Annotated in this window: 15 protein-coding genes; 5 read left to right on the top strand and 10 right to left on the bottom strand. The window is 66.5% G+C overall.

The features are described from left to right. Positions 1 to 51: 51 nt before the first annotated feature. Positions 52 to 1,533, top strand: coding sequence for an LCP family protein (locus EYZ64_RS09485; RefSeq protein WP_167857764.1), 1,482 nt, complete (start codon positions 52 to 54; stop codon positions 1,531 to 1,533). 25 nt (positions 1,534 to 1,558) lie between these two features. After that, positions 1,559 to 2,263 (top strand): TIGR03089 family protein, encoded by a 705-nt coding sequence (locus EYZ64_RS09480; protein ID WP_135453213.1) that lies wholly within the window; start codon positions 1,559 to 1,561, stop codon positions 2,261 to 2,263. Between the two features lie 89 nt (positions 2,264 to 2,352). Here the strand turns inward: EYZ64_RS09480 and EYZ64_RS09475 are convergent, their stop codons facing one another. Beyond that, entirely contained in the window at positions 2,353 to 3,522 is a 1,170-nt protein-coding gene (locus EYZ64_RS09475) for an acyl-CoA dehydrogenase (RefSeq protein WP_135453212.1), read from the bottom strand. Positions 3,523 to 3,657: 135 nt separating this feature from the next. On the opposite strand from EYZ64_RS09475, the gene EYZ64_RS09470 reads away from it, so the two are divergent. After that, on the top strand, positions 3,658 to 4,314 hold the full coding sequence (locus tag EYZ64_RS09470) for a TetR/AcrR family transcriptional regulator (RefSeq protein ID WP_135453211.1): 657 nt from the start codon (positions 3,658 to 3,660) through the stop codon (positions 4,312 to 4,314). A 33-nt stretch (positions 4,315 to 4,347) separates the two neighbouring features. On the opposite strand, the gene purE is transcribed toward EYZ64_RS09470, so the two are convergent. Together purE and EYZ64_RS09460 are read right to left on the bottom strand one after the other, a co-directional pair. Next, positions 4,348 to 4,863: a 5-(carboxyamino)imidazole ribonucleotide mutase gene (purE, locus tag EYZ64_RS09465; protein ID WP_167857763.1), complete on the bottom strand. Its 516-nt coding sequence runs from the start codon at positions 4,861 to 4,863 to the stop codon at positions 4,348 to 4,350. Then, positions 4,850 to 6,100 (bottom strand): 5-(carboxyamino)imidazole ribonucleotide synthase, encoded by a 1,251-nt coding sequence (locus EYZ64_RS09460; RefSeq protein ID WP_135453209.1) that lies wholly within the window; start codon positions 6,098 to 6,100, stop codon positions 4,850 to 4,852. The genes purE and EYZ64_RS09460 overlap by 14 nt, the downstream gene beginning before the upstream one ends. 72 nt (positions 6,101 to 6,172) lie before the next feature. Here EYZ64_RS09460 and EYZ64_RS09455 point away from each other — a divergent pair, with 72 nt between their 5' ends. Further along, positions 6,173 to 6,835 (top strand): GtrA family protein, encoded by a 663-nt coding sequence (locus EYZ64_RS09455; RefSeq protein WP_135453208.1) that lies wholly within the window; start codon positions 6,173 to 6,175, stop codon positions 6,833 to 6,835. A 38-nt stretch (positions 6,836 to 6,873) separates the two neighbouring features. On the opposite strand, the gene EYZ64_RS09450 is transcribed toward EYZ64_RS09455, so the two are convergent. Both EYZ64_RS09450 and EYZ64_RS09445 read right to left on the bottom strand, forming a co-directional pair. Then, positions 6,874 to 8,070 carry an AI-2E family transporter gene (locus EYZ64_RS09450; protein ID WP_135453207.1) on the bottom strand — a complete coding sequence of 399 codons (1,197 nt, stop codon included), beginning with the start codon at positions 8,068 to 8,070 and terminating at the stop codon, positions 6,874 to 6,876. A 52-nt stretch (positions 8,071 to 8,122) separates the two neighbouring features. Then, entirely contained in the window at positions 8,123 to 8,296 is a 174-nt protein-coding gene (locus tag EYZ64_RS09445; protein WP_135459913.1) for a CsbD family protein, read from the bottom strand. 264 nt (positions 8,297 to 8,560) lie between these two features. Here EYZ64_RS09445 and EYZ64_RS32005 point away from each other — a divergent pair, with 264 nt between their 5' ends. Beyond that, complete coding sequence (locus EYZ64_RS32005) at positions 8,561 to 8,716, top strand: DUF6131 family protein (protein WP_167857762.1); 156 nt, start codon at positions 8,561 to 8,563, stop codon at positions 8,714 to 8,716. A 56-nt stretch (positions 8,717 to 8,772) separates the two neighbouring features. Here EYZ64_RS32005 and EYZ64_RS09440 read toward each other — a convergent pair whose 3' ends face one another. The 5 genes from EYZ64_RS09440 to EYZ64_RS09420 are packed head-to-tail and all read right to left on the bottom strand — an operon-like array spanning position 8,773 to position 12,456. Next, complete coding sequence (locus tag EYZ64_RS09440; RefSeq protein WP_135453206.1) at positions 8,773 to 9,411, bottom strand: SAM-dependent methyltransferase; 639 nt, start codon at positions 9,409 to 9,411, stop codon at positions 8,773 to 8,775. After that, on the bottom strand, positions 9,408 to 10,187 hold the full coding sequence (locus EYZ64_RS09435) for a PIG-L deacetylase family protein (protein WP_135453205.1): 780 nt from the start codon (positions 10,185 to 10,187) through the stop codon (positions 9,408 to 9,410). Before EYZ64_RS09435 ends, EYZ64_RS09440 begins: the two co-directional genes overlap by 4 nt. Beyond that, on the bottom strand, positions 10,184 to 11,137 hold the full coding sequence (locus tag EYZ64_RS09430; RefSeq protein WP_135453204.1) for an acyl-CoA dehydrogenase family protein: 954 nt from the start codon (positions 11,135 to 11,137) through the stop codon (positions 10,184 to 10,186). The genes EYZ64_RS09435 and EYZ64_RS09430 overlap by 4 nt, the downstream gene beginning before the upstream one ends. Next, the gene (locus EYZ64_RS09425; protein WP_135453203.1) at positions 11,134 to 11,883 is read right to left on the bottom strand and encodes a glycosyltransferase family 2 protein; all 750 of its coding nucleotides are present in this window, start codon (positions 11,881 to 11,883) and stop codon (positions 11,134 to 11,136) included. Before EYZ64_RS09425 ends, EYZ64_RS09430 begins: the two co-directional genes overlap by 4 nt. Before the next feature lie 54 nt (positions 11,884 to 11,937). Next, positions 11,938 to 12,456, bottom strand: coding sequence for a PH domain-containing protein (locus EYZ64_RS09420; RefSeq protein WP_135453202.1), 519 nt, complete (start codon positions 12,454 to 12,456; stop codon positions 11,938 to 11,940). Positions 12,457 to 12,462 lie beyond the last annotated feature (6 nt).

Below are 12,462 nucleotides of genomic sequence, written 5' to 3'. Positions count from 1 at the left end.
CGCCGGTCGCCGTTACCCGGCTCACGCCTGCGCCGCAAGTAGCCTGGGCAGGTGCCTATCCCCCTGCTTCGCTCCATCGCTGTCGCCACGGCGTCGGCCGTGGTGCTCGGAACGGGGGTGGCCTGGACCCAGATCCGCTCGTTCGAATCCGGCATCAACCACATCAGCTCGGCGGCGCTCGGCGGGGGCGGCGACGACGGCGCCATCGACATCCTGCTGGTCGGTATGGACAGCCGTACCGATGCACACGGCAACCCGCTGTCGGCCGAGGAGCTGCAGACGCTGCGCGCCGGAGACGACGTCTCGACCAACACCGACACCATCATCCTGGTGCGTATTCCGAACAACGGGAAGTCGGCCACCGCCATCTCCATCCCGCGCGATTCGTATGTCGAAGCGCCGGGCTGGGGAAAGATGAAGATCAACGGCGTGTTCGGCGACGTCAAGCTCGACCGGATGAAGCAACTCGTCGAGGTCGAGGGTGAAGATCCGGCCGTCGCCGAGCCCAAGGCCACCGAGGCCGGCCGCGAGGAGCTGATCAAGACGGTCGCCTCGTTGACCGGCGTCACCGTTGACCATTACGCCGAAATCGGGCTGCTCGGCTTCGCATTGATCACCGACGCCCTGGGCGGCGTCAACGTCTGCCTCAAAGATGCTGTCTACGAACCGCTTTCGGGCGCCGATTTTCCCGCCGGCTGGCAGAAGCTCGACGGCCCGCAGGCGCTGAGCTTCGTCCGCCAGCGCCATGATCTGCCGCGCGGCGACCTCGACCGGGTGACCCGGCAGCAGTCGGTGATGGCGTCGCTGGCCCACGATGTGATCTCCAGCAAGACGCTGTCCAGCCCGGGCACGCTGAGCCGGTTGAAGGAAGCCGTGCAGCGGTCGATGGTGATCTCAGACGGCTGGGACATCATGGATTTCGTCGAACAGCTGCAGAAGCTGGCGGGCGGCAGCGTGGCGTTCGCCACCATCCCGATCCTGCGTGAGGACGGCTGGAGCGACGACGGCATGCAGAGCGTGGTCCGGGTGGATCCCGCCGATGTCCGCCAGTGGGTGTCGGGCCTCTTGCAGGATCAGGACGCGGGCAAGACCGAACAACTCAGCTACTCGCCGGACAGCACCACTGTCGAGGTGGTCAACGGCACCGACATCAACGGCCTGGCCGCCGCGGTGTCACAGGTGCTGAGCAACAAGGGATTCGTTCCGGGCGCGACCGGCAATCACGAAGGTGTCGCGCCCGCGTCCAGCCAGGTGCTGGCCGCCAAGGCCGACGATCTCGGTGCCCAGGCGGTGTCGAAGGATCTCGGTGGGTTGCCGGTGAACGAGGATTCGTCGTTGCCGCCGGGCGCGGTGCGGGTGGTGCTCGCAGCGGATTACACCGGACCCGGCTCCGATGGCATGGATCCGTCCGCGGGCATCGTGGATCCGGCCGCGGCCACTGACACCTACAGCGACACCGGCGAACAGAGCCCGCCACCACCGCCGTCGCCGATCCTCAACGCGGGTTCGGACGATCCCAAGTGCGTGAACTGATCGTCCTCGAGTAAAACCAGGGGTTATGAGCACAGTCAGCGCCGCGGTGCTGGATCCGTTGTTGGCAGCGGATCCGGCGGGGCCACGGATCACCTATTACGACGACGCCACCGGTGAACGGATCGAGCTGTCGACGGTAACCATGGCCAACTGGGCCGCCAAGACCGCCAACCTGTTGCGCGACGAGATGGGGGCCGGCCCGGGCACGCGGGTGGCGGTGCTTCTGCCCGCGCACTGGCAGACCGCAGCGGTGTTGTTCGGGATCTGGTGGATCGGAGGTGAAGTCGTGCTCGACGGCGAAGCCGACATGGCGCTGTGCACCCGGGATCTACTCGATGACGCCGACGACGCGGTCTCCGGTGGCGAGGTCGCGGTGCTGTCGCTCGACCCGTTCGGCAAGCCCGCCCCGGATCTGCCCATCGGGGTGACCGACTACGCCACCGCGGTGCGCGTGCACGGCGACCAGATCGTGCCCGAGCGCGTTCCCGGTCCGGCCCTGGCCGGAAAAACGGTCGCCGAGGTACTGGACGCGGCCCGGAATGCCGCGGCCACACAGGGTTTCACCGACCGCGACCGGGTGCTGTCCACCGCATCGTGGGCCACCCCGGATGAGCTGATCGCGAATCTGGTCGCGGTCTTCGCCGCCGGGGCGTCACTCGTGCAGGTGGCCAATCCCGATGCGGGCGCACAGGAACGGCGTCGCACGACGGAGAAGGTCACCCGCGGCTAGCTTCTTTCGCCGACCAAATGCCCAATGGCCAGTTATTGCACGGCCTTTCGGCGAAAGTGTGCGTTAACTGGCCACTGGGCGGTGTTGGATTACTTGAGCAGGGCGCGGCTCATGACCACGCGCTGAATCTGGTTGGTGCCCTCGTAGATCTGGGTGATCTTGGCGTCACGCATCATCCGCTCGACCGGGAAGTCCACGGTGTAGCCGGCGCCGCCGAACAGCTGCACCGCATCGGTGGTGACCTCCATGGCCACGTCGGAGGCGAAGCACTTGCTCGCCGCGGAGATGAACCCGAGGTTGGTCTCGCCACGCTCGGCGCGCGCGGCAGCGTGGTAAACCATGAGGCGCGCGGCCTCCAGCTTCATCGCCATATCGGCCAGCATGAACTGCACGGCCTGGAAATCGGCGATGGCGGTACCGAACTGCTTGCGGTCCTTGGTGTAAGCGATCGCCGCGTCCAGCGCGCCCTGGGCGATACCCACGGCCTGCGCACCGATCGTCGGGCGGGTGTGATCCAGGGTCGCCAGTGCGGTCTTGAAACCGGTGCCCGGCTCGCCGATGATCCGGTCGCCCGGGATGCGGCAGTTCTCGAAGTACAGCTCGGTGGTCGGGCTGCCCTTGATGCCGAGCTTGCGCTCCTTGGGGCCGACGCTGAAGCCCTCGTCGTCCTTGTGCACGACGAACGCCGAGATGCCGTTGGCACCCTTCTCCGGATCGGTCACGGCCATCACGGTGTACCAGGTCGACTTGCCGCCGTTGGTGATCCAGCACTTGGTGCCGTTGAGGATCCAGTCATCACCGTCGGCCTTGGCGCGGGTACGCATGCCCGCCGCGTCGCTACCGGCCTCGCGCTCGGACAGCGCGTAGGAGGCCATCGCCTCACCGGAGGCGAGCGACGGCAGCACCTGCTTCTTCAGCTCGTCGGAGCCGCGCAGGATCAGGCCCATCGTGCCCAGCTTGTTGACGGCGGGGATCAGCGACGCCGAGCAGTCCACCCGGGCCACTTCCTCGATCACGATGCAGGCCGCGACCGAATCGGCGCCCTGACCGCCGTACTCCTCGGGCACGTGAACCGCGCTGAAACCCGAGGCGTTCAGCGCCTGCAGGGCCTCCTCCGGGAAGCGCGCATTCTCGTCGACGTCGGCAGCGTGCGGGGCGATTTCCTTCTCCGCCAGCGCCCGGATCGCCGCCCGAAGCTCCTGGTGCTCTTCAGGCAACTGAAACAAATCGAAAGATGGGTTACCGCCCCAGCCGGCCATGATCTTCTCCCTAGCTTTCAGCTCTCGGCTCTGTTGGATCAATCGTTGCGCGGACTGCACATCGAGTACATCGTCCTGCTACTTTTGGTACCCAGTACCATAGCATCGGCACTCAGTACCATGAAAGGTGCACTCATGCCCGACCTGCCAAGCACCCGGGAGCGCCTGGTGAGCGCGGCATTCGACCTGTTCGAGGAACGTGGGTACGAGGCCACCAGCGTCGATGACATCGCGACACGGGCGGGGGTGGGACGCACCACCGCGTTTCGTCAGTTCGGATCGAAAGAGGCGTTGATCTTTCCCGACCACGAGGCGTTGCTGCGCCGCGCCGACGAGAGGTTGTCGACGGCGCCTGCCGAATCGCTCCCCGCCGAAGTCATCGCGGTGGCAACAACGTCGGTCTTCGAGAACTATCTCGCCGAGGGCGAGCGCGCCCGTACGCGCTATCGGCTCACCCGCTCGGTACCTGCCCTGCGCGACTTCGAAACGGCCGTGGTGTCGCGCTATGTCCGGCTGTTCACCAAACACCTGCGGACCGCGCAGACCGCGGATTGGACGGCGGACCTGCGCGCCGAGCTATTCGCGAACGCCGTGGTCGCTGCGCACAACCATGTTCTGCGCCGATGGCTGCGCGGCGACTCGGCCAACCCGCGGTCGGACCTGGCCGAAGCGCTGGCCGCGACATGGCCGATCTACCGGGGCGGCGCCGGCCGCACCGCGGTTGTGGTGATGTCGACCGATGAACCGATCGAGTCCCTGACCCCCCGCATTCGCGGGCTGATCGGAGATTGACTGCACGCGCGGGCTGTTACCCGCGCGCTTCGTTCAGCCTTCGCCCAACAGGCGATCGCGCAGTGCGGCGTCCTTGGCCAACACCATGGTTTCCAGGTCTGCCTGGAATTTCACCATCCGGTCCCGCAGCGCGGTATCGGACGAACCGAGGATCCGCACGGCCAGCAGGCCCGCATTACGTGCTCCGCCAATGGAAACCGTGGCCACCGGCACTCCGGCCGGCATCTGCACGATGGACAGCAAGGAGTCCATGCCGTCGAGGCGGGCCAGTGGCACCGGAACTCCGATCACGGGGAGCGGTGTTGCAGACGCCACCATGCCGGGCAGATGTGCGGCTCCTCCCGCTCCGGCGATGATCACCTCGACACCCCGGTCCGCCGCGGTCGTGGCGTAGTCGAGCATCCGTTGCGGGGTGCGGTGTGCGGACACCACACCGACCTCGAACGGCACCTCGAACTCGGCGAGCGCGGTGGCCGCGTCGGACATCACCGACCAGTCGCTGTCGCTGCCCATGATGAGTCCGACCCTGGGGCCATTACTTTCCGGCATGTTCATCCCATCCGTCAGTCCACTCGCCGTGTGACAACCAGTGCGCTGCCCGCACCGCACGCTCACGAAGTTCGTCCATGTCCGTGCCGATGATGTTGACGTGCCCGAGCTTGCGGCCGGCCCGTTCGCCCTTGCCGTACAGGTGCACCTTCGCGTCGGGCATCCGCGCGAAGAGGTGGTGCATCCGCTCGTCCATCGACATCGTCGGCGTCTGCGGCGCCCCGAGCACGTTGGCCATCACCGCAGCGGGCGCGATCGCCGAGGTGTCGCCCAGCGGGTAGTCCAGGACCGCCCGCAGATGCTGCTCGAACTGGCTGGTGACCGCGCCGTCCATGGTCCAGTGCCCGGAATTGTGCGGACGCATGGCCAGCTCGTTGACCAGCAGCGTGCCGTCGACCGTCTCGAACAACTCCACCGCGAGCACCCCGACCACGCCCAGCTCGTTCGCCACCCGTAGGCCGAGTTCCTCTGCGGCCGAACCGAGTTCGTCGGACAGGCCGGGCGCCGGGGCGTACACCTCGACGCAGACGCCGTCGCGCTGCACGGTTTCCACCACCGGCCAGGCCGCACCCTGCCCGAACGGCGAGCGGGCCACCAGCGCGGCGAGTTCCCGGCGCATCGCGACGCGCTCCTCAGCCAGCACGGCCACCCCGTCGGCCAGGTAACCGGCCACCACCTCGCGCGCGGCAGCCAGGTCGTCGGCCATCACCACGCCCTTGCCGTCATACCCGCCGCGCACGGTCTTGATCACCACCGGACCGTCGATCTGCCGCACGAATTCCTCGACGTCGGCGACCGAGGTGATCTCGGCGAAGCGCGGCACCGGGGCACCCAGGCTCTGCAGCTTGCGCCGCATGAGCAGCTTGTCCTGGGCATGCACCAGCGCCTGCGGCGGCGGGTTGACCGTGACCCCTTCGGCCACGAGCGTCTCCAGGTGTTCGGTCGGCACGTGCTCGTGGTCGAACGTTATTGCCGTCGCCCCGTCCGCCGCCCGGCGCAGCGCATCCAGGTCGGTGTGGGAGCCGATGACGACGTCGGGAGTGACCTGCGCGGCGGATTCGTCCGGCCCGGCGGACAGCACCCGCAGGGTCTGCCCGAGCGCGATGGCCGCCTGGTGCGTCATCCTCGCGAGCTGGCCACCGCCGATCATCGCCACCACAGGTGGATTCTTGGGAGTTGTCGGCACGCCCTCTATGGTGTCATGCGCGGATTCATGTCCTCGTCGTGACCGGTGCATTGACCTGCGGTTAAAGTCCGGCATCCGCAGCGATGCGGCATCGAACGGCGCATTTACGTACACTGCCTAGCTGTGTCCTTCGCCGATGCGACAATCGCTCGATTGCCGCGATTCGTCCGTCCCTATGCCGAGCGGCATCACGAACTGATCAAGTTCGCGATCGTCGGCGCGACGACGTTTGTCATCGATTCGGCGATCTTCTTCACCCTCAAGCTCACGGTTCTTGAACCCAAGCCGGTGACCGCCAAGATCATCGCCGGCGTCGTCGCGGTCATCGCGTCCTACATCCTCAATCGGGAATGGAGCTTCCAGAACCGCGGCGGCCGCGAGCGCCACCACGAGGCCCTGCTGTTCTTCGCGTTCAGTGGCGTGGGTGTGCTGCTGTCGATGCTGCCGCTGTACTTCTCCAGCTACGTCCTGGGCCTTCGGGTTCCCGAGGTGTCGCTGACAGTGGAGAACATCGCCGACTTCATCTCGGCCTACATCGTGGGCAACCTGCTGCAGATGGCGTTCCGGTTCTGGGCATTCCGCCGCTGGGTGTTCCCCGACGAGTTCGTCGACAAGCCCGACCTGGCGCTGGAATCCACGCTCACCGGCGGCGGATTCGCCGAGGCGTTCGAGGATCATGCCGAACACAAGTCCGCCACCGTGACGCCGCTGCGCCGGCCGAGTCGCCGCGCGAAGGCGCGTCAGCTCGGTGACTCTTCGGACCCCAGGGTGTCGAAGACTTCGTGATACCGCGGGGGTGACCCCAAACGAATCGATGCGCCGGTTCATCGGCGGTCGAGCTGCGGGAAGAGTGTCTCCCGCGCCAGCAGCAAGATGGCCGCGGCGATCGGAATTGCCAGTAGTGCACCGACGATTCCGAGCAACGCCGCACCGAGCAGGACAGCGACGACGGTCACCAAGGGCGGCACCTGCACGGTCCGCCCGATGATCCGTGGCACCAGCAGGTAGTCCTCGACCAGTCGCAGCGCAACGAAGAACACGACTGTGGCGAGTGAAACGGGCACCGACACCGTCAAAGCCACCAGTGCGACGACGATGCCGGCGATCGTCGATCCGACAATCGGGATCAGGTCCAGCACCGCGACCAGCACGGCGAGCAGCAGCGGGTAGGGCACCCCAAAGGCGATCAGCCAGATGAAGGTGAGGACTGCGGTGATCACCGAGATCAGGATGTTTCCCAGTACATATCCGCCTACCTTGGCGAGAATCTCATCACCGATCAGGATCGTGCGGGGACGCCGGGAATTGGGTGCCAGCCGATAGAGCGACGCGCGGATCCGGGCGAAGTTGGCGAGGAAGTAGGCGGTGAGGACCAGCACGATCATGGCTCCGCTGACGGCGCTGAACACGAACTCCCCGGCACCGACGATCCCGCCGACGACGTTGGGAACGTTTCCGCCACCGAGCGCCTCCTGGAGCTTGTCCTGGAGGTGGAATCGACTGTTGAGCTGGTCGATGGCGGGGTAACGCTGCTGGAGGTGGTGCAAATAGTCCGGGCTGTTGTGGACGAGTGCGGTGCCCTGGGCAACCATCGGCGGAATCGCGGCAGCCAGAAACCCCGCAAGCATGCCGAAGGCCACCAGAAAGACCAGGGCCACAGCTGCCCAGCGAGGAATACGGTGTCGCACCAACCAGGACACGGCAGGTTCGAGACCGATCGCGAGAAATGCGGCGATGACGATGAGGACCAGAACCCCGCGGGCGGTGATCAGCAACTGGATCCCGCCGTAGGTGATGGCCACCCCTGCCGCGGCGACCATGCCGATCATGAATGGTGACTTGCGATTGAACCTGGGACCAGCCTCACCCAACGGATGGGCGGGTGAGCTGATCCGCGCCGCGTCTTGCTCTGCGGCGACGATCGCCTGACCCTCGGCCTCGGTGTGGGGTTGCCCGACGGCATTGTTGTGCGCCGTCGGCCCCACAGCCGTTGACGGCGAATCGCTTTCAGGTTCAAGCATCGGAACCTCCAGCACCTTGGCGAAGTGCGCGCTCAGTCCCGCATCATTCCCGTCAGTTCTTGAAGGCGTCCTTGACCTTCTCGCCGGCCTGCTTGAGGTTGCCCTTGGCCTGATCCTTATGGCCCTCGGCCTGGGTTTCCCTGTCGCCGGTTGCCTCCCCGACCTTCTCTTTGGCCTTCCCAGCCAACTCTTCGACCTTGTTCTTAGCCTTGTCGACGGCGCTCATGTGTTTCTCCCGATTGTTGCGCTGGCCATGCCGCGGATTCGCGACACGGAATGGCGCAGCGTGCGAACGATATTCGTCACGCTGCCACCACGGGATACCCATCCCGGCAATGTCTAACCACACCCTCGGGAGATCGGCGATGACCATCGCGGTTTCGCGACTGGTCAATGCGGGTATATCAGGGCCACACAAAGTTGAGCTGCTGGCGACGACGAATTGATCTTGCCCGGCCTCTTCCATCTACATCGAAACCAGGTGAACACCATGATCGTTCTCGGAGTCATCCTTCTCATCGCAGGATTTCTGCTGAAAATCTCTCTGCTGTGGACCATCGGGGTCGTCCTCCTGATCATCGGCCTGGTGCTGATGGTCATGGGAAGGGCGGGACATGCCGTCGGCGGCCGCAGTCATTACTACTAGACCGCCACCCGGGCGGCATACCCAAGTACATTGGGGAACAAGCTCATTCGCCTTGGTCAACCGGCACCCGGCACACCGTCGCGCTCGGCGACAGATGCTGCGCTATGGGTATCGAAGACCTCGATGACGACATCGCGGTCGCGGTAGCTGCCGATCGAGATGAGCCCCGGCGTCGCCGCGATGACCCTGTTGGCCTGATCACCGGTGAGCGGATAGTCAGCCACCTCGTGACGCCAGTGTGCCGCTATCACGGTTGCACCTCGGGCCAACTGCGGACACTCGCGGCGGAGCAGCCCGGCCAGCGACTCCTCCTCCAGGTAGTACGCCACTTCCGAGAGCACCAACAGGTCGAAAGGTCCTGGCGGCCAATGACCGTCGAGCGAGCCTCGCGACAGGGTGACACGATCCCGCATCCCGTCCCGGCCGCCATCGGCCCGCAGTCGCACATCGGCGATGTCCAGGGCGGCTCCCGCCACATCCATCGCGGTGACGTGATCGCAGCGCTCGGCGAGCAACGCCGTGAGAGTGCCGATCGAGCAACCCGGCTCGAAGGCATGCCGATAGCGCCGCTGCGGCAGCATCGCCAGCGTGATCGCGTACTTGCGTTGCTCATACCAGCGGGTGGCCAGTCGCCACGGGTCCGCCGAGGTCGCGTACATGCGGTCGAAGTACGAATCGGGCAGGCGCTCCGTCATCGGAACACCATCTCCCCGACCGCGAGCAGCCGAGGCAGCACGAACGGCGGCAGCACCGGGCCCGCGCCCGGTGCCTGCGGGAGGAACTGGCTGCGAAAGCATTGCGCCGCAGCTTGTTTACGCCCCACGGCGGAGGCCGTCAACGGCACCATGAGTGCCCGATCCCACGACACTGCGGAGTCACCGGGCGTGGCCCAGTGCCACATCCAGACCGGGTACTCCAACAGAACCGCCGCGGTGCGGTGCACGGCCGTGGCAGCAGCCCGTCCAACCGCCTCGTGATCGGGGTGCCCGTCACCGCGCCACGTCGTTGCACACCAGGTGCCCGGCGGGCACGCCTCGAGTATCCCGGTCAGCAGATCGGCAAGTGAGTCTTGGTGGCCGGTGAGTTCACCGTCGGGCAGTGCGAGGCTGACCGGCTCCCCCACCCCGAGAATCCTTGCGGCCTTTCTCACCTCGGTGCTTCTGGTGCGCTCCAGCCGGATACGGTCGAATGGGCTGAGATCCTCATGGGCGGCCCCGCCGTCACTGACGGACACCACCCGTACATCGATACCCCGCTCCGCCAGCAGCGCCATCGTCGCCCCGAAGCCAAGGGTCTCGTCGTCGGGATGCGGTGCGACCACCACCAGGGCAGGGCATGTCGCGAGGTCCAGCTCCCTGAAGGAGCGGTCCCAGGTCGTCCAGGCGTGACCCGGGGTGCCACCACAGCTCAGCGGCCTTGACCCGAACCTCGCGGCATTGCCGCACTGTTCAGCGGGCTCTGCGGCTGTCATCGGCGCGCCCCCGCCAGCTTCCCGAGCGCGGCGAGGTCACGCTCAGCGTGGCTCTGCCGCACATAGATCGTCAGATCCGCGACGCGACGTGCGTGCTGGGCATCCTGGCACAGCGGCGCGGGCCCGAGTGCGCGGCCAGTGCGGGTAATCGCCTCATCCACAGCGGTTTCGGCGACGGCGCGGGTTCGCCGGGCCAGTAACTGAGCGGACCCGGACCGGTCGAAAGGGTCAGCATCGGTCGCCTCGGCCGCCGCGACCAGCATCGCTTCGGCTGCAGCGATCGCGGCGTCGACAGCCCCGAGGTGGGCCAGCACGTGGGTATCAGCAGCTCCGCGGGCGACGCGTTCGTATAGGGGCGCGGCGACCGCGCGGGCAGCACCGACCCAACACGCCGCGACACCGATTGCACCGTGCCAGAAGCCGGGGCGATCCAGATAGTCGCCGGGATTACCGACGGGCACCGCACGCGCGTCGCTGAATTGGACCGAGCGGGTGTCGCTGGCCGCCATGCCGGGATTCCTCCAGGTGCTGGGCAACGGGCTCACCCCTTCGCTGCTCGTCGTCACCGCGTACAGCGCGCGTCGGCCGTCGTCGCGGCGGGCCGTCACCAACGCGTGTGTGCAGAGGCCCGCCCCCGAGCACCACGCTTTGGTGCCCGACAGCTTCACCGTGTCTGTTTCACCGTCTCCGGCGATGTGCGCATTGAGCACCGCGTCCGGATCTTCGGCAGCCCACACCGCCCACAGCTCGCCTGCCGCAGGCGGTTTCGCACCCAGCTCGTCGAGGATCGCGACGGCATCGACGTGAGCCTCCGCGAGTCGTCCGGCGACGACGTCGATCTCCGTCAGCTCCGCAAGCCGTTGCCAACGCCGCTCCGTCGCACCGGAACCCGGCAGCGGCAGGTCCAAACGGCCTGACTCCAGCCAGCTCCGAACCAAACCGGCCGTCATGCGGAACCCCTTTCGGCCGAACGAAATACCGACCGCGACACATCACGGAGGTAACCGGCGAAGCCGCCGGGCGCCCGGCCGTTTCGGCGCGCTGACGTGGTCACCGACAGGGTCGAGTCCCGTTCTATCCGGTAGCCGGCGGTCTCGAACCTTTCGACCAATTCGACGTCCTCGCCGGTGGCCAGAGGCCGGAAGCCCCCGAGTGCCCAGTATGCGTCGGCACGAAAACCCATATTCGCGCCATGGATGTGGCTGTGCCACTTGGTGCCCCGCACTCTCGACTCGTAGGAATGCACGTAGCGCCGGACCAACGCCGCGGGGTGATGCCGCCAGTCCGCCACCCGCACGACGCCCAGCACCATGGCGGCCGCCGACGCGGTCTGACGCAGCAGCCAGTCGGGGTCCACCTGGCTGTCGGCGTCGGTCGTGGCGTACCAGGCGCGGGGGTCTTCGACGTGGTTGCACAGCGCATGTGCATAGGCGAAACCGGCGGCCCGACTCGCGCCGACGTTGCCCGCCTCCACGCTGACGAAGTGGAGGTCGTGACCGAACTCGCCCGCCAGCTCTTTGCTGCCGTCGTCACAGGAATCAAGGACGACGACGGTCAGCACCGGCATCGGGCAACAGGCCGCGGCGGTGGTCACCGCACGCAGGCAGCGGGGCAAAAGCGCGGCTTCGTTGTGGGCCGGAATAACGACGATTGCCTGATCGAAAGCGGTCGCCAATTGGTTCACCCGTGCGGTCATGGCTGATAGGTAGCCATTTTCGCCGGGTTTCACACCCGGCCGCGCGAGGGCGCGTCAGCTCGGTGACTCTTCGGACCCCAGGGTGTCGAAGACTTCGTGATACAGCAGTGAATGCACCTGTTCCACGCGCGGAATGTCGTGGAATTCCAGGGGATCCTGCGACGCCGATTCGATAATCAGGGTGCCGGTGCGCAACATCCGGTCGGTCAGCCCATGGCGGAACTCGACGCTGTTGATCCGTGCGAGCGGGATGTCGATGCCCGAGCGGGTCAGTAGGCCGTGCCGGAACATCACCCGCCGGTCGGTGATGACGAAGTGCGTGGTCAACCAGTTCAGGAACGGCCAGACCGTCAGCCAGCCGACCACGATGAGCCAGATCGCGCCGATCACGATGAACAGTACGTTCTTGGCCGTTGCCTGCCAGTCCATGGTGTTGACCACGGCGGCGACGAACGCAGCTGCCGCGGTGATCAGGATCAGGACGAGTACCGCACCGATCAGACGTTTCCAGTGCGGATGCCGATGCAGCACCACCTGCTCGTCGTTGGCCAGCACATTTTCCGGGTAGCCCACGGCAGC

Source organism: Mycobacterium sp. DL99 (assembly GCF_004762045.1).
In the GTDB taxonomy this organism is placed as follows: Bacteria; Actinomycetota; Actinomycetes; order Mycobacteriales; family Mycobacteriaceae; genus Mycobacterium.
Note: the sequence above shows the minus strand (reverse complement) of the source record. Positions and strands in the feature narration are given on the sequence as shown.